A 22,626-nucleotide genomic window follows, 5' to 3' on the forward strand; every position below is an offset into this window, starting at 1 on the left:
ATGATAAATGCGAATTTTTTTATTAAAAAATTTATTATTACTGCTTTAAATATAAAACTTTTTAAATAATAATTTGGTTTTAAACTAGTGTTGTTTCTATAATTGTTTTGGTAATTAATGTTTTATGTACAGGGCATTTAGAAGCAATTTCTATTAAGCGTTGCTTTTGTTTGTCATCTAAATTACCAACAAATTTTAGCTTTTTATTCAAATAATCTATTTTAGTTGGCTTGTTTGTATCTAAAGTAAAAGCTTCACTATGCTTTTTAGAATAGGTTATATACACAAACACTTCTTGCAAATCCCATTTTTTGCGTTCAGCATACATTTTTAGGGTCATTACTGTACAAGCAGCCAAACTTGCACTTAAAAAATCGTAAGGTGAAGGTCCAAAATCATCTCCACCAATACTAGCAGGTTCATCTGCAATAAAAGAATGTTTTTTTGTTTGTATAGAAGTAGTAAAGTTATCTTCTAATAAATTTAAATGCCCAACCAATTGTTCTCCTTCTTTAGAGATCATTTTGTATTCTTCTTCAGGAAAATATTTATCTGCCCAAGTACCAATTAAATTACCTACATAAATGCTATCAGAAGATTTAGATAATAAATGGTCTGCATCATCTAAACTAATAAAGCTCTTTGGATGCATTGCATTGTGGTAAATTTGATGTGCATTTTCAATACCTACAATTGTATCAAAAGGGGCATGCATTACTAAAATTGGTTTTCGTAAATTTTTAGTTATTTCTGGCAAATCTGTTTTGCTAAAATCGTTTACAAAATCTTGATTTATTTTAAAAGGTCTGCCGCCAATTTTAACTTCAACATCGCCTTTTTGTTTTACATCTTCAATGGCATGAGAAAATAAATGTGTAACGTGGTTTACAGTTGCAGGTGCTCCAATAGTTGCTACAGCTTTTACAGTTTTTAATTTTGATGCAGCTACAATTGCTGCAGCACCGCCCAAAGAATGCCCAACGATTAAAGAAGCTGATTTATAGTTTTTTTCTAAATAAGCAGCAACATCTAATAGGTCTTCTACATTGGCAGAAAAGTGACTTTCTGCAAATTCGCCCTCACTTCTTCCTAAGCCTGTAAAATCGAATCGTAAAACACCAAAACCATGATTAGATAAAGAACGACTAATATTTTTTACGGCATTAAAATTACTATTACATGAAAAACAATGTGCAAAAATGGCAAAATTATTTGGTTTTTGATTGGCAGGGTTTTCTAAATAAGCCCGTAGTTTTAAACCCTTTCTATTTTTAATTTCTAATCTAACAGTGTTCATGTATTTAATTTTTTAGATAGTCGAATAATTATTACAAGCTTTACTTTTTTAAAACAAAACTTGAATAGTTTTCCAATAAAAACTGTAATTTAGGATGGATGTATTTCTCACAAAATGGTTTCTGAGGGTTTTTCTTATAATAATTTTGAAACTCTTTAGTAGAAGGCTTAAAGTTTTTAAATTCTAAAATTTTTGTAATAATTTTAGCGTCAAAATTTAACTGTAAATTTTCTATAATTTTTAAAGAGTTTTCTTTTTGTTCAAGTGAAAAATAATAAATAGCAGATCGATATTTTGTTCTCATAGAGTGGTTACTAGTACTTTTGTGTGTTAATAAATGAATTTCAATTAATGTTTTTAAATTAATTTTTTCATGATTAAAAGACACAATAACAGCCTCAGAAAAAGTATTGTTTTTATTAAAAGAAGAAACCCAACCTTGTGCTACTTTTTCTACACCAATGGCAACCACCACCAAAAGCAATTTTAGTTAATTCCATTGCAACTGCTTTCTTTCTGACCAGTAAGCATCAGCAGAAATTTTAAAAGAGTTTAAGGTTTCAATATCAGTAGAAGATAATGTAAACGAATTCATTTTTAAATTCTGATGTAACTGTTTTATACTACTAACACCACTTAAAATAGTGCTTTTAGGGATTGTTTGAACGCAATATTTTAAACAAATTGCATCTACACCAACGTTGTGTTTTGCAGCTATACTTTCTAAAGCTGTATACATTTTATTGTAATGAGTATAATTCTCATTTCTAAAAACACGACCATTTGCCAAAGCTTCTTTAATCACAATCGATTTTTTCAGGCGATTTAATTCCTCTAAAACTTTTAACAAACTCTGATCCAAAAAATTATAAGTTACCTGAAATAAATCAAAAACTGGTTTACCATCAACCAAAATAGCTAAAGCTTTTTTAATTACTTCTACTTGGTTAGCACCAGTTGTTGTTAGTCCTATTTTTAGATGGTGTTCTTTTTTTAAGAACATTAACTCTTCTAAAACTGCTGTATTTTCTAAAACACCTGTTTCTAAAGTTGCAGAATGTATTTGATACACTTTTAAATAGGGGAGTAGCTGTTTAGAAAAAAACCACTGCTCATTTAATTTTTTAAAACTATGTTCTTTTACTTCATGCACAGTTGCATTGGCATCAAAATTGGCAGTATAAGTATAGCCCCATTTTGTGCCAATTTCAATAGTATTGTCGTTTTTAGTATTTAGCCATTCTAAAACAAGCTCTTCAGCCAAACCATAACCTGGAGCAGTATCAAAATAACGAATTCCTAAATTATAAGCTTCCTCAAGCACTCCAAAACTTTGCTCTCTAAAAGTGTTTAAGTTAGAATTATCGCAACTTTCTTGACGAATATTAATGTATTGTGGTCTTCCTAAAGCTGCTGTTCCTAATGCTAATTGCATGTGAATATGTGTTTTTTATGAGTGGATATTAAAAATAGATGATAAAAATTAAATAAAAGACTCTTTAAATCTTTCAAAATGGCAGGTATATCCATTTGGGTTTCTAACCAAATAATCTTGATGCTCTGGTTCTGCAGCCCAAAAAGTAGCAAAAGGCTCTAAGGTAGTTACAACTTTATCTTGCCATTTTTTCGAGGTATTTACAATAGCAATAATTTCTTCAGCTATTTTCTTTTCCTCTTCATTTTGATAAAATATTGCAGATCTATAGCTAGACCCTCTGTCATTTCCTTGTCTGTCTATAGTTGTAGGGTTGTGAATTCTAAAAAAATAATCTAAAATTTCTCTAAACGAAGTTTCGTTTTCATTGTAGGTAATTTCAATTGCTTCTGCATGCCCAGGATGATTTCTGTAGGTAGGATTGCTGTTTTCTCCTCCTTGATACCCAACTTCTGTATCTAAAATTCCTGGTCTAACTCTAAATAATTCTTCCATTCCCCAAAAACAACCTCCTGCAATATATGCTTTTTTATGTGTGTCCATTTCTATTTTTTTAGTAATTAATTGTACGTTTTTTAAAAAGTGAATTACTTTTTCTTGCGGCATTTCACAAGGTTTTAAGTATTCTTTTTTTGATGTAATATAATAGTTTAGGCTAATAAAATTTGTGCCTTCTAGTTCTTCTGCAAAAATTTTAAACGATTTACCTTTGTTGTAAATTTCCTTTAAAATACTATGTTTTTTATTGTTGTAAATACCTAATGAATGCCCAATAGGTATTTGTTGAATGTATTTTAAAAGGTTCATTATTTCATTTCATTTGGGCGTTCCCTAAAGGTCGGGCTTTCATTACTCGCTTTTTTTGAGAAAAACAAAAAAGAGCTCAAACAGACCATTCAATCCCTAACGCAAATCCGTTATTAGTAATAAATTTTGCTAAGAACTACAAGATAACATAGAGCAACCCACTTTATTTCTTGCCCATTCAGGCCTTTTAGCAAACCATTTTTGGCGTTCTGGTTGTTCTGCATAAGGGTTTTTTAAAAGCTGAAAAAGTTCGTCAATTAAATTGTAATTTCCTTTATCTGCATCATCAATTGCTAATTGAGACATGTAATTACGCAACACATATTTAGGGTTTATAGCATTCATTTTAACTTTTCTTTCTTCAGATGAAATACGTTCTATTTTAAGTCTGTTTTCATATTTTTTAAACCAGTTGTTCCATTTGTTTTTTACATCCTCAGAGATATCCTCTACATTATAAAATGCACCTTTTACAATTTCAAAACCCGTTTTTTCATCAACAAAACTACTTAAATTCCGAAAGAAAATGGTCATGTCTGTTTCTACCAATTGCAAAGTTTCTTCTAAATCTTGGGTTAATTTGGCATCTTCTTCATCCGAAGTAAAAAGACCTAATTTAGATTGCATCATTTGTAAAGATTGTACTTCAAAACTTGCTTTATATTGTTCTAAAATTTTATTTAACGGGGCAACTTCTTCAATAATTGGGTATAACGCATTTGCTAGTTGGTACAAATTCCAAAGTCCAATATTAGGTTGGTTGCCATATCTGTAGCGTTTGTGTTGTCTGTCTGTTGTGTTTGGTGTCCAACCAAAATCAAAGCCTTCTAGCCAACCATAAGGTCCAAAATCTATGGTTAAACCAAGAATAGACATGTTATCTGTATTCATTACTCCATGCACAAAACCTACTCTTTGCCAATGAATAATCATCTCTAAAGTACGTTCTGAAACTTCTTTAAAAAAGTTAATGTAGGTTTCTTTAGAAGGCTTTCCTAAATGAGCAAAATGCTGTTGAATGGTATAATCTACCAAAATCTTTAAATTTTTTACATCTTTTCTAGCTGTAAAAATTTCAAAATTACCAAAACGTAAAAAACTTGGCGAAATTCTAGCAACAATGGCACCTTTTTCATAAGCAGGGTTTCCATTGTATAAAACATCACGTAAAACGTTATCACCAGACAAGCTTAAAGACAAAGATCTTGTGGTTGGCACGCCTAAATAAAACATGGCTTCTGCACATAAATACTCTCTAATAGAAGATCGTAAAACTGCTAAACCATCTGCAGTTCTAGAATAAGGAGTTTCTCCTGCACCTTTTAATTGAACTTTCCAGTTTTTATTTTGATGTTCAACTTCAAATAAATTAATGGCTCTACCATCTCCTAATTGTCCTGCCCAATTGCCAAATTGATGTCCTCCATAACACATGGCAAAAGGTGTTGTTTTGGGATAAATTTCATTGCCTGTTACAACGTTTTTAAAAAACTCTGATTGTGTTTCTTCTTCAGATATATTTAACTCAGCAGCCATTTCAGGAGAAATGTGCAGCACTTGTGGCATTGCAGTTTTTTTAGGATTTGCAAAAGAATAAACTGCATTTTCTACTTGTCTTCTAGAATTTTCTAAATTAGAATCTGCTGGTAAATTTTCTATAAATGTATTTTTTATGTTTAGCTGCATTCGTTTTCTTTTTACAAGTGTTTTAGTCCTCTTGTTAATTCTTCATCAGAAGGATTTCTAAACTTTTTACTATGAATTGTAATAGTTGGGAAATTAAGTTTCTTGTTTTGATATAAGTTACGTAATTCTTCTGCAAAAGCTTCATTTTTTTCTACATCTAAAAACACGTAGTTGAAACTACGTGTTTCTAAAAAAGTTTTATAATATTGTGTTTTATGGCATCTTTCTGCTCCATATAATTTAATCATTTTTTGCAGCTTTTTCAAGTTGCATCGATTCAGAATTAATACAGTAACGCAATCCACTTGGTTCTGGACCATCAGGAAAAACATGACCTAAATGGGCACCACAATTGTTACACATCACTTCAACTCTAACCATACCAAAAGAATTATCTTTGTGGTATTTAATGGCGTTTTCTTTAATAGGTTGTGTAAAACTTGGCCAACCAGTACCTGAACTAAATTTTATGGTGGAATCAAAAAGTGGATTGTTACAACAAATGCAGTTGTATTGTCCTTCATCATAAACACTGCATAATGCACCACTATTTGGTCTTTCTGTACCTTTTTCTCTTGTAATTCTATATTGCTCTTCTGTTAATTGAGCCTTCCATTCAGTTTCAGGTTTCTCTACTCTTTTATCTGGAGTTGGGTTTCCTTTTACACTAAAATTGATAATTTCTTTCCAAGTAAGCATCATTTGTTTTTCTTTTTTAAGTTCTTGTTTTATTACAATTAGCTGTTTTTTTTTTAGATATAAAAACACCTATAATCTTACAAATAATTCTTAATTTGTAGGCTAATGAAAGTAACACCTAAATTTACGACGAATATTGATAAAGTTGTGAATCTAATTATCATTTCTTTTGATTCATTTATAAAATATTTTTACAATGAGTAGTTTACTTGCAGATGCAGAAAAGTATGTTTTTAATCTTCTAAATAATGATTTAGATAGAAAATATGTGTATCATAATTTAGTGCACACACAAAGAGTAGTAGAAAAGACAAAAACACTTTTAGAAAATTTAAAAGTACCAGAAAATACTGCTGAAGATTTAGAGATTGCTGCTTGGTTTCATGATACTGGTTTTATAAATGTTGCAGAAAACCATGAAAAAGAAAGTGCTAGAATTGCTAGTAAATTTTTACAAACCAACAATGTTGCTCAACAAAGAATTGATGCTATTTCTACTCTTATTTTGGCAACTAAAGCAGGGCATCAACCTAAAAACGATTCAGAAAAAATAATTATGGATGCAGATTGTGCACACTTAGCCTCTAAAAGTTTTTTTGAATACACGTCTTTATTAAGAAAAGAATGGGAGTTGACAGGTTGCAAAAAAGTATCTGATATAGATTGGATAAAAGAAAATATAACTTTTTTTTCTGAACAACATCAATTTTATACTGAATTTGCAATAAAAAATTGGACAAAAAGAAAAGAGAAAAATTTATCTAAATTGATAAAAAGTTTAAAAACAACTAAAGAAAATAACAAAAAATTTAACCAGAAAGCAGAAGCATTATCTTTAAAAAAGCAAAAAGGAAATGTGCCAGAACGTGGCATAGAAACCATGTTTAGGGTTGCATTAAAAAACCACATGACACTGAGTAATATTGCAGATACAAAAGCCAATATTTTACTGTCTGTAAACGCTATTATTGTTTCTTTAGCGTTGTCTAATCTATTACCAAAATTAGACAACCCCTCTAACAGCTATTTAATTATACCGACTCTAATTTTTGTAGTATTTACAGTAGCGTCTATTATATTATCTATTTTAGCTACAAGACCAAACGTTACTGAAGGTAAGTTTACCAAAGAAGATGTTGCTAATAAAAAAGTAAATTTGCTATTTTTTGGAAATTTTCATCAAATGAAATTACCAGATTTTGAGTGGGGTATTTTAGAAATGATGAAAGATAAAGACTACTTATATGGCTCTTTAACTAAAGATTTATACTTTTTAGGATTGGTTTTAAATAGAAAATATAAAATATTAAGAGTTACCTATACCGTTTTTATGATTGGTATTATAGTTAGTGTGTTGGCTTTTGCAATATCTTTTAAAATGCAAGAAGTTTAAAGTTTTAGAGTATCTGTTTTTTAGAATAACTCTTGTAGAGAAATGAAATTCACAACTGATAAATTTACACTTTTTATTATAAAAAAAGTATGTAATTTCTTCTATCGTAGATAAGACAAAAGAGGGTAAAAAATCAAAAAAAAAACACTTATAAATATAGTGTTGGTTTCTGTTTCTTAGTTCTTTTTTGTGTCTTCATTCTTATCAAAATAGATTGATCATCAGTCAATAAATCTTAAACCTCAATTTCTTTCATTAAATCATTAAAAGTAATGGTGTTGTTTTCATCAAAATCAGTTTGGTAAATAACTGCAACTCTTAATGCTTTTAAACCCGTTATTCCTTGTAAATCCTCTAAATTTAAGAATTCAATTTTACCCAATTGATTTTTTGATTGTAAATAATTGATGTATTTTATGTACTCTAAAGCATCTTTGTCTTGAGAATATACAATGGCAATTTTACCAGGACATGTTAAACGTTCTGTAGTGTTTTTTATGTTGGCTTTGTCAATACGTTTTTTAATAATTTCGTATCTAATATTGTAGGCTCCATCAACATCAAATTTTTTTTCATCCATTCTAAACTTTATAGCCATTGAGTTGCTATGCACTAAAATTAATGAGGCTACTTGTAAATCATGTGTCATGTTTTTACGTTCGTAATACGCTAAATTCTCCATTTGACAAGTAGTTTGTAATTGCCATAAACGTAAGTTGTACAAATACAAACTATCAAAAGTTTTTGTTTTTGTAAGAGACTGACCAATATACATGTTATATTCTACACCATCTGTTTTGTATCGCTCAAAATAGTGAGGAAACATTTCTTGTGCTTGTTTTTGTTTATTGTCTATAAATTTTGCTAGTTTATCGTTTAACAGGGTAACACTGTCTTCATAGGCTTTTCTTTTTTCATAAACAACGTTTAGGTTTTTGTCTAAACGTTTCATGTAAATACTAACTTTCTCTGATAATTCTGTATTGATATCTTTTATATGGCTAAAAACAGGGTAAATTTCTCTGTTTAAAAAATCTAAAATACTTACTTCATCACCAGCACTTAGCCCTTTTTTTACATCTTCTAAATAAGATGAAACTCTGTACATTAACTCATTGTAAATTGGTAGTTTTTCTGTTTTACAAGCATCTTTTAGAACTGTAATTGCTAAAGATAATTGGGTAGTTAAATCTTCTTTAATAGCAGTGTTTCTTGCTTCTGATGAGCCTTTTATATCACTTTGACCAAATAATGGATATACATCTTTAAACACAATTTCATCTAATTTTGCATTTTCGTTTGTTTGGTTTTCTGTTTGATATTTTTCTGCAGCTTCATAAAATCGCCATTTTACAGCACTATGAATAGCAGTATAATTTTCTTGAATAGTAGCTTCTAAAACGTTTTGACGTTCTTCTGATGTTCTTTTAACAGCAGCTTCAAAAACAGGAACAATATCTTTTAATTTATTGATGGTTACAGAGTTTAATTCATAAGCTCTTGGAGACGCAATTTCTAACAAAGCCAAATTGCCATTAGTATCTGCTTTTATAGGAATGATTATGATACTTTTAATACCATAATCATTAAGATTTTTGTAAAAAGCATTTTTATTTGTGTAAATACCATACTCTTCAATATCAGAAATAATAAATGTTTCTTTGTTTTTAAAGAGTTTTTGAAGCATTGTATCACAAAAATAGCCTGAGTTACATTTAATTTCTGACTCTTTGTTTAAAATAATACTATTTGAGTTTTTTAAAACTGTTTTACAAATTTTTGTGTTTGTATTATCAAAAATAGAATACCCTAATTTTAAATCTTTAATGCTATAAAAATCTCTTAAGTTATTTTGAAGTTTAAAAATTAAACCATCACCTCCAGCTAATAAATTTGCTTTAATAGATGATAACATTTCTTCTGAAGTAACATCAAACAAGTTAATTAAGCCAAAGCCTTTAAAGATATAGCTATTAGGAGGGAATTTTTGTTTCCATTTTTCTATATCATCAAAACTGTTTAATAGTTCTTTAAAATCGTTTGGTGTTAGTTTTGGAGCATTTGCTGTAGGTGTAATTTCAGAAAAATCGGCATTAAAGGTAGCTCTATAATACTTCATTGTACCAGTGTTTTTATCTGGAATATCAAAATAAAAAGGTCTTTTTACATCGATATTAAAATCATAAACAAGGCTTAAAATAAATGTACAACTCATAATGTACATACTATCCTCTTCAAAATTTCTTGCTTTTAATTCGTAATCTTTACCCGCGTTTTTTAGGATGTTTTCAAAACGGTCTGTAAATTTAAAAGAGGTAAAGGAGAAAGGTATACTTGCTGCTTTTATTTCGTTTAGCAGTAAAGCTTCTGGGAATAAAGGTTCTAATAGTAAGTCTATTTGTTCTTTATACTTTTCTAATAGGGTATAATCAGAAAAACCTTCATTTAATTCATCGTAATTTTTAAACTGAGCAACCATTTTTAAAGCTGCACTATGAAAAGGATGATTTATAAATTCTTTTTTAGCGTATTTTTCAAATAAAACAAAAACTTTTTTAAAAGAAATGTTTAACTGAAGTGGTAACTCTATTTTTTCTGCTTTATTAGATTCAATAATTTTCATCGTTTATTTTTATAAAAACGTTTCTCTTTGAGTCGTTTTGTGTAAAATAAAGTTACAAAAAAAACTTTTAAAATCTATTTCTGTCTAAAATAAATAGTAATTGGCACACCAGAAAAATCATAGATTTCTCTTAGTTTGTTTTCTAAAAAACGTTTGTAAGCATCTCTTACATATTGAGGTAAATTACAAAAAAACACAAATTGAGGTGTTTGTGTAGGCAGTTGCATACAGTATTTTATCTTTACAAACTTCCCTTTTATTGCTGGAGGTGGAGAGCTTTTGATGATTTCCAGCATTGTTTCATTAAATTTACTTGTTTGTATTTTTGTTTTTCTTTTTTGAAAAACTTCTACAGCTGTTTCTATTGCTTTAAACAAACGTTGTTTTGTTAAGGCAGATATAAAAACAATAGGTACATCTGTAAAAGGTTCTATTTGTTTTCTAACCATAGCTTCAAAATCACGTAAAGTATTGGTTTCTTTTTCAACTAAATCCCATTTATTAATTAAAATAACAATTCCTTTTCTGTTTTTTTCTGCCAACCAAAAAATACTTTGATCTTGGCCTTCAAAACCACGAGTAGCATCAACCACTAAAACAATCACATCAGAATATTCTATAGAACGTACAGCTCTCATTACAGAATAAAATTCTAAATCTTCTTTTACTTTCGATTTTTTACGGATTCCTGCAGTATCAACTAAGTTAAAGTCGAAACCAAAACGATTGTATTTTGTATCAATAGAATCTCTTGTTGTGCCTGCAATATTGGTTACAATATTTCTATCCTGTCCTATTAAGGCATTTATAAATGATGATTTACCAGCATTTGGTCGTCCAACAACAGCAAATCTTGGTAGTGTTTCTTGTTCTAAATCTACTTCTTCTAGTGCTGGCATTTCTGCAGCCAAAGCATCTAATAATTCTCCTGTTCCACTTCCATTAATAGAGGCAATTGTAAAATATTCTCCTAAACCTAAGTTATAAAATTCTATAGCATCTGGCTCTCTCATTGCATTGTCTACCTTATTTACTACCGTAAAAATTGGTTTTTTTACTTTGCGTAAAAGTTTTGCAACTTCAGAATCCATTGGTGTAATACCATCTTCTACATTTACTACAAAAACAATTAAATCTGCTTCTTCTATGGCAAGGTTTACTTGTTTTCTAATTTCGCCTTCAAAAATATCATCAGAACCAGTAATATAACCACCAGTGTCTATCACAGAAAATTCTTTTCCATTCCAGTCAGATTTTCCATAATGTCTATCTCTTGTAACTCCGCTTACAGAATCTACAATGGCTTCTCTTCTTTGAACCAACCTATTAAAAAGTGTCGATTTTCCTACATTTGGTCTTCCTACAATGGCAACAATGCTATTCATTTGAATTGAAAATTTTTGCAAATATACAATATAAGCCTGTAAGAAAGATGCTAAAAATGAAGTCTTTAAAACAGCAAAAACCAGCAAAGTAATTTGCTGGTTTTAGGTTGCTAAAAAGTAATTACTTTTTAGTTATTTTCATAGATGGTTACAGTTCCACTATCTTCATTAGAAACCACTAGTAAATCTTTATTACTAGGACTGTCTTTAGCAGGAATTATCAATAATCCTTCTGGAGCCTCATCACCACTGTGAGAAAGAATTTGTAAAAACTGTGGAGCATTTGGGTTTGTAATATCATATAATAATACTTGGTCGTTTCTTTCTAAGCCTACAAATAAAATGTAACGTTCATTACCAATATTTAAGATTTCTACACTTTCTGGCTCTGCACCTTTGTCATCACTTCTTTTATCATTATCATTAAATCTGTCTAAAGTAAATGCTAAAGTTTCTGTAGCAATACTATTACCACTATCATAAACTAAACTTCCATTTGCAGACCAAATACTAAAAGAACGAGCACCGTAGCTAAATAAAGCTTCTACTTTACCATCATTATTTGCATCACCTAAAGTGTTTGTAGTTTTTAATCTCCCTAAGTTTATTTCGTTTAAAAAGTCTTTATTATCAGGAAAAATTGTTTCATCTAAAGTTAAGTCATCCATTCTTATTTCTTCGCTAAATCCATCATAATCTCTAGCATCTCCTTCATTTGCAGAAATAATATATTCTATACCATTAATTTTTACATATACTATTGCATCTGGTTGATACATTCCTTTTACAGGCCAAGTTTTTAATTCTTTTTTATCATCTTTATCACTTGCATCGATAGAGTTTTCAGCTAAAGAATAATCTTTAAATCCTAAAGGATAGATAGCATCGATAGTTTTAGAATCTAAGTTAACTTTTGCGATTCCATTATTTTCTTGTAATGAAACCCAGGCAGTCTTAGAATCTTCTGAAATGGCAACATATTCAGGTTCTACATCCTTAGCTAAGTCTGCATTAGGACCAAAAACTCTAAATCCCTTATTTTTTAAGGTGTTTTCTTGGGGGTTAAAACTAGTAAAATCTAAAGTAGTTACATTATTATTTTCTAAATTAATAATACTTACGCTTCCTTTAGGATCAATAGTATAATCATTATTTGGCTCCCCTTCGTTTGCACAAACAATGGTTTTACCATCAGGAGAAAAAGTAATCATATCTGGCAATGCTCCAACGGTATAGGTGTTTAATAAAGTGTTATTTATAGTGCTAAAAACGAGTACTTTTCCTGGGTTTTGTTTTGTGTTATTTTCTACTGCAATAGCAAGTTTTTTATCAAAAACTGCAACACTATTAGGGGCTCCATATGCATTTAGATTAATTGGAGTTTCTTTTACTGGGTTGGTTAAATTACTAATGTTGTTTATAGAAATTTCATTTGATTCTACATTTACTGTAAATAGTTTTTTTGATGTTTTGTCAAAAGCAGTTATCTCTGAAGCTCCTTCATTACCAATATTTAATGTAACCTTATGTTTAAAGTTAACAGATGTGTCAATTGGCGCTATGTCAGTTTGGTTTTCATTTTGACAGCTTATTATTGTAAATAATAAGTTTACTAAGATAATTTTTTTAGAAGTTTTCATTTTATGGTTTTATATTTTCTGTAAAACTATCAACAGGTTTTAATTTTAGTGTTAAGTAAATTATAACTAAATATTAGTATTTATTGTTATTTGTAAATAAAAAGTAGTTTTTTTAAGTCAAATTTGACTGTTTTGTTAAGAAAACGTAATTTTTTATTATTTTTAAAAAATAATCCAAACTGAATGAGTATTCAAGAAAAAAGAAATAATAAGATTTTTTTAAGACCTAGATTTTCTATCAATTTAAAAGAAAATTCTGAGGAATTATTAAAGAGAATTACCTTATACTTAAACAGTGATGCTTGTACTTATAGGAGCAGGGTTGTAGATGGACATATTTTTGTTGATATTCCTAAAAATAAAAGTCATTTCTGGTCACCTCAATTACATTTTGAAATAGAGAAAATTGATGAGAATTCATCAATCTTAAAAGGTTTATTTGGACCAAAATCTCAAGTTTGGACACTTTTTATGTTTGTTCACTTTGTAGTTGCAATCTTATTTTTAGGTTTTGCTGTTTTTACTTATGTTAGATATCGTTTAGAAGAAAGTCTATTTTTTCCAATAACAATATTAGTAGCTCTTCCATTCATTTGGATGTTACTATATTTTTTAGGTAGTTTAGGAAAAGAAACAGGGAAAGGTCAAATGAAAGAATTACACGAATTTTTAATTGTGATTATTGAGTGTTAACTTTGATTATACCCAAAACGTTTTAGTTGATTTTTATCGCTACGCCAGTTTTTGTTGACTTTTACGTACAATTCTATAAATACTTTTTTTTCGAAAAATTTTTCTAAATCTTTTCTTGCTTCAGCTCCAACACGTTTTAATGCGGAACCTTTATGGCCAATAATAATACCTTTTTGTGTTTCTCTTTCTACCATAATAATAGATCGAATTCTCACAATATTTTCTTCTTCAATAAACTCCTCAGTTTCTACTTCTACAGAATAGGGAATTTCTTTTTTGTAATGCATTAAAATTTTTTCTCTAATTTTTTCATTTACAAAAAAGCGTTCTGGTTTGTCTGTTAATTGATCCTTCGGATAAAAAGCAGGACCCTCTGGTAATACTTCTTTTATTTTATCAAAAACTGCTGAAACTCCAAACCCTTCTAAGGCAGAAATTACAAAAACTTCTGCATTTGGCACTTTATTTCTCCAATATTCAATTTTTTCTTCCACTTCTTCTTGAGAGGATTTATCAATTTTATTTAATAATAAAATAACAGGAATTTCACTGTGGATGATTCTCTTAAAAAATGCTTCGTTTTTTAACTCTTTTTCCCCAATTTCTACCATGTAAATAAGGATATCTGCATCTTCAAATGCAGATTTTACAAAATCCATCATAGAAGATTGCAATTCATAAGCAGGTTTTAAAATACCTGGGGTATCAGAAAACACAATTTGATAATCGTCTTCATTTACAATGCCAAGAATTCTATGTCTTGTAGTTTGTGCCTTAGAGGTAATAATTGATAGTTTTTCACCTACCAAAGCATTCATTAATGTTGATTTACCTACGTTAGGATTTCCTATAATATTTACAAAACCAGCTTTATGTGTCATATTGCAAAGATAATTAGATTTTATAGCGGAGTTAAATTTAGAGCATTAAAAATAATTAAAATAAAGTTTGGTTTGTATTTACTTTGTATTGTATATTTGCAGTCCAATAATTTCTGCGATATTATGAGCCGCAAGTTAAAAGCTAAATAGAAAGAATTGGTAATTACAACGCGGGATAGAGCAGTAGGTAGCTCGTCGGGCTCATAACCCGAAGGTCACTGGTTCGAGTCCAGTTCCCGCTACTACTTCAAAGCCTCAAATTTTAAATTTGAGGCTTTTTTCTTAAAATAACTTTATGGTTTGCAATTTATTTATAGTAGATGTACAATTAGAATTCTTAAAATATAATTTATTCAAGCTAAAGATTAAGAATGTTTAACTGATTAACAAGAACTAGAAAAATAGTTATACAAAATTTGTTGATGTCTTACTTTAAAAGAGTTGAGTAATTAGTTCACAACATAAAGTATATAAGTTTTATAGTTTTTCTTACTTTTTATTTTGTGTGTATTCAGTTTTTATTTTAAAATCTTTATTATAGTTACTTTCATGTTATTTACGTCAAGATATTTTAGATATCATTTATTTTGTAATAGTAGTATTGATTGATTTATAGGTTATCTTTTCTAATTAATAATTTTCTAAAAATATATAGTTTTCCTTGTTCTTATTGAAATTTAATCACCTAGTCTCAGAATCTTGTATTTGAGTATTAGTCAGTATATTTTTTAAATATCGAATTCTCAGCGATAGTTGTTTTATTAGCTATAAATTGCTTTAATCCTAAACAAATAAAGGAAAAAACACTTTTTTACCACTACCTATATTTTATAGAGAATTTAATGATTAAAGAAACTAAAAATCGTTTTTTGTATTTATAATTTTATTTTGGTTGAGAGCAATATGTATAATCCGAAAAGAGACTTTAATTTTTAGTGATATTGAGGTTATAAGTTTAAAATAGCTTTTGTAATTAGTTAGTAGACCTTTGTTTATAAAGAAAAATAAACGTTTTAGTAAGTTAAATATCCCAAATATTTTACTGTTTTCTAATAAAAAAAAATCATAAGGAAGTCGTTGTAAGCTTTAATTGTCTAAAATATCAAAATTTTCACGTCAATATTACTTCTGAATATCAAAAGAATGATGAATTTTTCGATTATTTTGACTCGTTTAATTAAATTATTAGACTTAATAATTTAAGATTTCGTTAGAATAGTTTTATAAACACCATAATAGCTTTTAATTTTTAAGCAAATAAAATTGGATTTTTAAAACTATCAGATGTGTTTTTTTACAGATTATTATGGTACACAATTTTTCTTTTTTTTAAAATAAAAGAATGAATTGAGACTAAAATTACTTCAAAATATTTTTCTTTTTTGATAAAAGGGAAAAAACTATATCTAAATAATTCATATTGATTTTATAAATAAAAAACTTTTTATCCTTTTAAATTTCAAATGAATAGGTAAAACGTTCTGAAAATTGTTTCTTGTGCTTGAAACTTTTAAACAATTTATAGAGGAAATTCAAATAGATTACCAACAAATAAATTGATAAATATCTATTTAAAGTAAAATAATAATTACACAATTTAGGTCTTTTTATAATATCTATTTTGATGAATAAATACTAATTTTTTGTTTTGAAGTAATTTTCTTATCCCTAAATAGTATTTTTTTTGAAAGTATAATCATAAATAATATTTGAATTTTAAGTTTATGATACCTTTTTTTATTTTTAGAAATGTAAAATTGATGTAAAAAATGTTGAAAAAAACTGAATAAAATAAAACTTTTTTCAGTAAAATAATACTTAAAAAGTCTAATTTGAATTTTGTAATGAGAGTGTCTTTGTAAGACAATAAAAAATTTTGTTAATATGTTTGGGGAATTTTTTTTATTGTTTCATTTATGAAATTTAGTTTAAATGTTTATAAGATTCTTTAACTTTTTTTCTATTTTTATTCTGTAAATAAAGGGCTTTTTTTACCTATACAAAACTATTTTTTATAAAGTATAGATTTTAAAATATATTTCTAAAACTAGTGTTTTAGTCCATTTTAGTTAAATGTATTGTTTTTTTTAAACAATACATTTAACGCCTATTTTATTTTTTATTATTATAATAAAACTATGTTCAAATAAATTTACCAACTTTTATCTCTATCTATCATCAATCAATCAATCAATCAAAAAAAAAGTTATTTTAATCTTGTGTTTTTTGTCGTTCTATGTATATTTTTTCTATTCTTGGATTAAATTTTTGTATTTTTTTTCATTTTTTTTCTGCTAATTTTATTAAAATAAATTCCTAAACATTAAGGTTTATTTTTTCAGGTATTGAGTAAGAGTTCCTTTTATTAAGAGACCTGAGTTGTTTTCCGTCACACAATTCTTTTTATCATTATGATAATTTCTATCATAGTAAATTATAATTTCTATCATAGTAAATTATAATTTTATGCAATTTTAAAATTATATTTTTTAATGTTATTTTAATTAGTTCTTAAGTTTTATTTATCATTTTATTGTAGGGATAAATTAGGAATACTTTATTTTACGATAGAATCTAGATTATTATAATTAATTATTTACTTGATGTTTTATAGTGTCAATTTATTTGTTGATACTATCATTTCACTTTTCTTTTAGCTTTTCAAATTTTTTTCTGTAAAATCATTTTTTACTATCTTTTAGTCTAATGTTTTGTAAAAGTTTTTTTTGTTTTAGCGTTTTTTTTTCTTTTAAATTGCTATTTAATATTAAGATGTTTCCTCTATGGATAGTAGCATTTATAATCCTATCCTTTTTCCTATTCAATTTAAAACAAACTACTTCATTTTTATGACTATTTAACGAGCTAAAGTTTTAAGTTTTTTTGTTGTGATCTTCTTCGTTTTATTGTCTCTTTTAGAATAACGATGTTATAAATTACATTTACTTGGTAAAGCTTAATTTTAATAATTATTAGTATAGTTATCTAAATTAAATTGGTTGATCTCTTCTAATGGATTCATCTTAATAATAAGTTGTTCCATAATCACAGTATCTTATATTTTTTGCTGAGTTATAAGTCCAACACTTTCTTATAGAGCTTATTTTAACTTCAATTCATTCAATATATCAATAATCCATACAAACCTCTTTTTTTAGAGATAATAATTTAATCTTTAATTTCTTATTATTCTTAATGATACAGACGATTTGCTCAATATTTACTTTTCTGATTTATCACCAATACATCAACTTTTTTTTATGTGTTAAAAAACATTATTAAATGGCAATTGTTGTAGTATATTATTTATCTATTATTAGTGATATTCTCGTCTTTTTTTGGTTTTTAGATGTTGTTAATAACCTCTAATTATGCTCTTTTTCTAATGTTTTTAATCTTTTTTAGACTAATTTTTAGTTTTTTTTAATTTTTATTTTATTTCTTCTGTTATTATACTTAAAAACGACTATATCAGTTAGTTATGTTTATTTTTTGTTCAATTATTCATTGTTCAATATCCCTTTTTAGTTTCTTTTTTTTAATAAATTCAACAAAATGTTAACAATTGTTAATAAATGTCGAGAAAAAAGTTTTACATTTGTAAAATAATAGTCCTTTTTAATAAGTGATTTTTTTTAAAAATTAATTTGTATTGTTTTATTTAGATAATAATTATCATAGTTAATTAATTTTTAAAACACTTTTAATTTAGAATTGTTATATAACATTTATCATCCCCTTAAATAAATGTTAAAAATGTTATTTGAAATTATTAAAATATCTATTACCCCCTCATATAGATTTTTTAGAGATATATAAAAAAGTATTACAGCATCTGTTGTCCCCCCTTAAATAGATGTTTAAATTATAGAAAGAATTAATACCACATCTGTTGCCCCCTAGATAGATGATGTTTACAAAAAGTTAAAAGAATTATTTACAACGTTTGTTATCCCCCTAGATAGACGTTTATTAAAAGTCATTACCCAATTATAAATTTATTTTTTTAGGTCAAATTTTAAAAAGAAAATAAACTATTTTATTATGAAAGAAAGTTATTTCAATTTAGCAACAAGAATCAAAACTATTTGTTTTGTTTTTTTCGCATTACTTACAATTAGTTATAGTTCTGCACAAGTAGTTTGTCCATTACCAGGGAATCCTGAGTCTGGAGGTGCTACTACATTAACATGGAGTTCTACCCCAAATGGTTTATTGTTTTCTGGTGGTGGTCCTTTTCCAAATACGCTTAGTTATGCTATGTGTAAAGAGCCAACTTCTACAACATTTACATTAACAGCGTCTTATATACCTGTTGGATGCACTGTAGCTTGGTTTAGAGATGACACACCAGGTAATATTGATGTTTGGCCAACGTTGCCTCCAATATTTTTAGGAACAGGTCTTTCTATTACTGCTCCAGTACCAGCTCCTGGATCAGAATCTATGATATTTGCTTTTTACTATAATACAGCAAATGCTTGTGTTGGTCCTTCTGATGATTTTCCAAATTCTCCAAATTTTGAATTTTTTAATGGTTACTTAATGTATAATAGAGCAGATACTACACCAGTATTACCTGCAGATGTTAATGGAGGAAGTTTAGATTTATGTTTAGGAGAGACTATTAGTGTTGCTAATATAAACGGTACTGGTAATGCTGGTGCTATTTCATTTTGGGATGGTCCTTATGATGGAGGAGGAACTAAATTGTCTCAAACTAATTCAGGTCAATGTGGTGGATGTACAGAGGCTACTTTTGTGCCTTCAAGTACAGGTACGTATTATATTTATGGAAGTCAATTTACCAATTGTCCTTCAGACCCCCCAGTAATAGTAACAATCCATGATGTTCCAAGAATAATTACTCAGGCAGTAACAACTTCTACACCAGTTTGTGCTGGCGATAATATTACAGCTACAGCATATGAATGGGGGACAACCAATCCAGTTGTTTTAGGGCCAAATGAAGAAATTCATTGGATAAACGGTGGATCATACCCAGGTTACCCTGGAGGTGGATGTCTAAGTCCAGGTACAGTATTACAAACAGGTACTTCAGGTACTTACACATTTGCAGCAGGTTCAATAAGTAAAATTAGAGCACGTTTATATAATACCCTTACAGGTTGTTATCAACCAAGTTGTGGTGGGGAAACAAATTTATCGGGTACTACTATTTCACCTTATGCTTGGATTAATTCTATTCCAACTTCAATTTGTCAAGGAGAATCTGTTACATTTGGAGCTTCTGCTAACAATGCAAGTAATGGTTGGATAGCAGAATATAATTGGGATTTTGGCACGAATGCAACACCTCAAACTGTTCAATTAGATGGCAATCCCCAAGCATCAACAACTTTTAATACAACTGGTTCTCAAAATGTAACTTTAACTGTAAGATTTAAATTATGGAATGGAAGTTCTTATGATTATTGTGATGGTCAGTTTGGTGCGGGTACTGAAAATATAAATGTAACAGTTAATGAAGGACCTTCAGCAATAACAACAGGTCCAACAACGGCTTGTCAGTTTGAAAGTACACAATTTGCAGCAGAACCTAATGGAACCTATTTATGGAACTTCGGTTCAGGTGCATCCCCAGCAACTTCAACAAGTTCAAATCCAGTGGTAGAGTGGAGTACTTCAGGTGCTAAAACCGTAACATTAACTTCCGGTGTAGGTTCTTGTGAAACAACTCAAACTATAAACTTAACAGTATTTCAAAGTACAAATGGTTTAAATCACGTAGTAACTCAAATACAACCTTCTTGTAATGGAGCAAGTGATGGTGCATTTACATTTAGTAATTATGTGCCAAATATGACCTATACTATCTCTTGGAATTACAATCCAACTGTAGTGTTACCAACGGTAGCTAATGGTTGTGGTGCACCAACAAGTACGTTTAATGTTACTTCAAACCCATTTGGGTTAATCACGATACCTAATTTACCAGCAGGTACCTATAATTGTATAAATTTAGTTACATCAGATGGTTGTAATGACATGACAGCCTTTGGTAATTATCTAGTAAATCCTGCTCCATTAAATGCAGGAACCAACGGAACTTTAACAGAATGTGCAGGAAACACACCTACAAATGCTGAATTATTTGCAGCATTAGGTGGTAGTCCAGATACAGGAGGAGCATGGACAAATGTAGGAAACGTATATACTTATACAGTTAGTGGTTCAGGAGCTTGTTCTGGTCAAACAGATACAGCTACTGTAACAGTAACATTTCAAACTGCACCAAATGCAGGAACCAACGGAACTTTAACAGAATGTGCAGGAAACACACCTACAAATGCTGAATTATTTGCAGCATTAGGAGGGAGCCCAGATACAGGTGGAGCATGGAGTAATGCAGGAAATGTATATACATATACAGTAACTGGTTCAGGAGCTTGTGCAGGAGAAACAGATACAGCAACAGTAACGGTTAGTTTTACAGCAGCACCAAATGCAGGGACAAACGGAACTTTAACAGAATGTGCTGGAAACACACCTACAAATGCTGAATTATTTGCAGCATTAGGTGGTAGTCCAGATACAGGAGGAGCATGGACAAATGTAGGAAACGTATATACATATACAGTTAGTGGTGCAGGAGCTTGTGCTGGTCAAACAGATACAGCTACAGTAACAGTAACTTTTCAAGCTGCACCAAATGCAGGGATCAACGGAACTTTAACAGAATGTGCAGGAAACACACCTACAAATGCTGAATTATTTGCAGCATTAGGTGGTAGTCCAGATACAGGAGGAGCATGGACAAATGTAGGAAACGTATATACATATACAGTTAGTGGTTCAGGAGCATGTGCTGGTCAAACAGATACAGCTACAGTAACAGTAACTTTTCAAGCTGCACCAAATGCAGGAACCAACGGAACTTTAACAGAATGTGCAGGAAACACACCTACAAATGCTGAATTATTTGCAGCATTAGGTGGTAGTCCAGATACAGGAGGAGCATGGACAAATTTAGGAAACGTATATACGTATACAGTTAGCGGTTCAGGAGCTTGTACAGGAGAAACAGATACAGCCACAGTAACGGTGACAACAAATCCTTTAGTTGCATTAGCTGCTGCAGAAACTACATTGTGTGCTGCAACTACATACACAGTTTCTTTAACTGTTACAGGTAACGCACCTTTTGTAGCAACAGGAACTGGAGCACCAGGTGTTTGGGTTGGAAATAATTGGACTTCAGGAGTAATTAATGAAGGAACACCCTATAATATCAATATTCAAGATACTAATATATGTAATACACTTAACGTATCTGGAGCTTCACCAGTATGTAATACTGTTCCAGTAGCAAATAACGATCCAGTTAGTTTACCAGAAGATAATGGACTGACTAATATTGTAGTATTGGGTAATGATACTTTTGGAGGCGATGGTCCATCCACAGGAACCATTACAATTACAAGTGGACCATCTAATGGTATTGCAGTAGTAAATAATGGAGGAACACCAAATGATCCAACAGATGATACAATAGATTATACACCAAATGCAAATTACAATGGACCAGACAGTATTACATACCAAATTTGTGATGCAGATGGCGATTGTGATACAGCAACTGTTGTTTTAACAGTAACATCAGTAGATGATGTACCAGTAGCAAATAACGATCCAGTTAGTTTACCAGAAGATAATGGACTGACTAATATTGTAGTATTGGGTAATGATACTTTTGGAGGCGATGGTCCATCCACAGGAACCATTACAATTACAAGTGGACCATCTAATGGTATTGCAGTAGTAAATAATGGAGGAACACCAAATGATCCAACAGATGATACAATAGATTATACACCAAATGCAAATTATAACGGACCAGATAGTATTACATACCAAATCTGTGATGCAGATGGCGATTGTGATACAGCAACTGTTGTTTTAACAGTTACATCAGTAGATGATGTACCAGTAGCAAATAACGATCCAGTTAGTTTACCAGAAGATAATGGACTGACTAATATTGTAGTATTGGGTAATGATACTTTTGGAGGCGATGGTCCATCTACAGGAACCATTACAATTACAAGTGGACCATCTAATGGTAT

General features: G+C 29.4%; 14 protein-coding genes and 1 tRNA gene. 4 read left to right on the plus strand and 11 right to left on the minus strand.

Annotated elements, in window-relative coordinates; genetic code table 11:
* Positions 1-79: 79 nt before the first annotated feature.
* The 7 genes from Q0731_RS08600 to msrB all read right to left on the minus strand — a co-directional run bounded on the left by Q0731_RS08600 (position 80) and on the right by msrB (position 5,924).
* Positions 80-1,297 (minus strand): bifunctional alpha/beta hydrolase/OsmC family protein, encoded by a 1,218-nt coding sequence (locus tag Q0731_RS08600; protein ID WP_299062702.1) that lies wholly within the window; start codon positions 1,295-1,297, stop codon positions 80-82.
* A 40-nt stretch (positions 1,298-1,337) separates the two neighbouring features.
* Positions 1,338-1,772, minus strand: coding sequence for a peptide-methionine (S)-S-oxide reductase (locus tag Q0731_RS08605; RefSeq protein WP_299062749.1), 435 nt, complete (start codon positions 1,770-1,772; stop codon positions 1,338-1,340).
* Positions 1,773-1,787: 15 nt separating this feature from the next.
* Positions 1,788-2,732: an aldo/keto reductase gene (locus Q0731_RS08610; RefSeq protein WP_299062705.1), complete on the minus strand. Its 945-nt coding sequence runs from the start codon at positions 2,730-2,732 to the stop codon at positions 1,788-1,790.
* 48 nt (positions 2,733-2,780) lie between these two features.
* On the minus strand, positions 2,781-3,539 hold the full coding sequence (msrA, locus tag Q0731_RS08615) for a peptide-methionine (S)-S-oxide reductase MsrA (RefSeq protein WP_299062708.1): 759 nt from the start codon (positions 3,537-3,539) through the stop codon (positions 2,781-2,783).
* A gap of 129 nt (positions 3,540-3,668) precedes the next feature.
* A complete protein-coding gene (locus Q0731_RS08620) occupies positions 3,669-5,225 on the minus strand; it encodes a protein adenylyltransferase SelO (protein ID WP_299062711.1) in 1,557 nt (518 codons plus the stop codon).
* Positions 5,226-5,236: 11 nt separating this feature from the next.
* Positions 5,237-5,473 (minus strand): glutaredoxin domain-containing protein, encoded by a 237-nt coding sequence (locus Q0731_RS08625; RefSeq protein WP_299062712.1) that lies wholly within the window; start codon positions 5,471-5,473, stop codon positions 5,237-5,239.
* The gene (msrB, locus tag Q0731_RS08630) at positions 5,466-5,924 is read right to left on the minus strand and encodes a peptide-methionine (R)-S-oxide reductase MsrB (protein ID WP_299062752.1); all 459 of its coding nucleotides are present in this window, start codon (positions 5,922-5,924) and stop codon (positions 5,466-5,468) included. Before msrB ends, Q0731_RS08625 begins: the two co-directional genes overlap by 8 nt.
* 196 nt (positions 5,925-6,120) lie before the next feature.
* Between msrB and Q0731_RS08635 the strand changes: the two genes are divergently transcribed.
* Positions 6,121-7,317, plus strand: coding sequence for a Pycsar system effector family protein (locus Q0731_RS08635; protein ID WP_299062715.1), 1,197 nt, complete (start codon positions 6,121-6,123; stop codon positions 7,315-7,317).
* A 235-nt stretch (positions 7,318-7,552) separates the two neighbouring features.
* On the opposite strand, the gene Q0731_RS08640 is transcribed toward Q0731_RS08635, so the two are convergent.
* From Q0731_RS08640 to Q0731_RS08650, 3 genes are all read right to left on the minus strand, one after another.
* A complete protein-coding gene (locus Q0731_RS08640) occupies positions 7,553-9,940 on the minus strand; it encodes a GAF domain-containing protein (protein WP_299062718.1) in 2,388 nt (795 codons plus the stop codon).
* 74 nt (positions 9,941-10,014) lie between these two features.
* Positions 10,015-11,325 (minus strand): ribosome biogenesis GTPase Der, encoded by a 1,311-nt coding sequence (der, locus tag Q0731_RS08645; protein ID WP_299062721.1) that lies wholly within the window; start codon positions 11,323-11,325, stop codon positions 10,015-10,017.
* Positions 11,326-11,453: 128 nt separating this feature from the next.
* Complete coding sequence (locus tag Q0731_RS08650; protein ID WP_299062724.1) at positions 11,454-12,965, minus strand: choice-of-anchor I family protein; 1,512 nt, start codon at positions 12,963-12,965, stop codon at positions 11,454-11,456.
* Positions 12,966-13,148: 183 nt separating this feature from the next.
* Here Q0731_RS08650 and Q0731_RS08655 point away from each other — a divergent pair, with 183 nt between their 5' ends.
* On the plus strand, positions 13,149-13,658 hold the full coding sequence (locus Q0731_RS08655) for a GTP-binding protein (RefSeq protein ID WP_299062726.1): 510 nt from the start codon (positions 13,149-13,151) through the stop codon (positions 13,656-13,658).
* On the opposite strand, the gene era is transcribed toward Q0731_RS08655, so the two are convergent.
* Positions 13,655-14,539: a GTPase Era gene (gene era, locus Q0731_RS08660; RefSeq protein ID WP_299062733.1), complete on the minus strand. Its 885-nt coding sequence runs from the start codon at positions 14,537-14,539 to the stop codon at positions 13,655-13,657. The two genes, Q0731_RS08655 and era, sit on opposite strands and share 4 nt — an antisense overlap.
* A gap of 169 nt (positions 14,540-14,708) precedes the next feature.
* On the opposite strand from era, the gene Q0731_RS08665 reads away from it, so the two are divergent.
* Positions 14,709-14,781, plus strand: a tRNA-Met gene (locus tag Q0731_RS08665).
* 3,802 nt (positions 14,782-18,583) lie between these two features.
* Positions 18,584-22,626, plus strand: a 4,043-nt coding sequence (locus tag Q0731_RS08670) for an Ig-like domain-containing protein (RefSeq protein WP_299062736.1), incomplete at its 3' end; no start/stop codon positions are given.

Origin of the sequence: uncultured Polaribacter sp. (assembly GCF_947497695.1) — a bacterium.
Classification (GTDB): domain Bacteria; phylum Bacteroidota; class Bacteroidia; order Flavobacteriales; family Flavobacteriaceae; genus Polaribacter.

What these genes read in the sequence shown, in the direction of transcription:
- Q0731_RS08600 (WP_299062702.1), bottom strand. Translation starts at nt 1,297, where the DNA reads ATGAACACTGTTAGATTAGAAATTAAAAATAGAAAGGGTTTAAAACTA.
- Q0731_RS08610 (WP_299062705.1), bottom strand. Translation starts at nt 2,732, where the DNA reads ATGCAATTAGCATTAGGAACAGCAGCTTTAGGAAGACCACAATACATT.
- msrA (WP_299062708.1), bottom strand. Translation starts at nt 3,539, where the DNA reads ATGAACCTTTTAAAATACATTCAACAAATACCTATTGGGCATTCATTA.
- Q0731_RS08620 (WP_299062711.1), bottom strand. Translation starts at nt 5,225, where the DNA reads ATGCAGCTAAACATAAAAAATACATTTATAGAAAATTTACCAGCAGAT.
- Q0731_RS08625 (WP_299062712.1), bottom strand. Translation starts at nt 5,473, where the DNA reads ATGATTAAATTATATGGAGCAGAAAGATGCCATAAAACACAATATTAT.
- msrB (WP_299062752.1), bottom strand. Translation starts at nt 5,924, where the DNA reads ATGCTTACTTGGAAAGAAATTATCAATTTTAGTGTAAAAGGAAACCCA.
- Q0731_RS08635 (WP_299062715.1), top strand. Translation starts at nt 6,121, where the DNA reads ATGAGTAGTTTACTTGCAGATGCAGAAAAGTATGTTTTTAATCTTCTA.
- Q0731_RS08640 (WP_299062718.1), bottom strand. Translation starts at nt 9,940, where the DNA reads ATGAAAATTATTGAATCTAATAAAGCAGAAAAAATAGAGTTACCACTT.
- der (WP_299062721.1), bottom strand. Translation starts at nt 11,325, where the DNA reads ATGAATAGCATTGTTGCCATTGTAGGAAGACCAAATGTAGGAAAATCG.
- Q0731_RS08650 (WP_299062724.1), bottom strand. Translation starts at nt 12,965, where the DNA reads ATGAAAACTTCTAAAAAAATTATCTTAGTAAACTTATTATTTACAATA.
- Q0731_RS08655 (WP_299062726.1), top strand. Translation starts at nt 13,149, where the DNA reads ATGAGTATTCAAGAAAAAAGAAATAATAAGATTTTTTTAAGACCTAGA.
- era (WP_299062733.1), bottom strand. Translation starts at nt 14,539, where the DNA reads ATGACACATAAAGCTGGTTTTGTAAATATTATAGGAAATCCTAACGTA.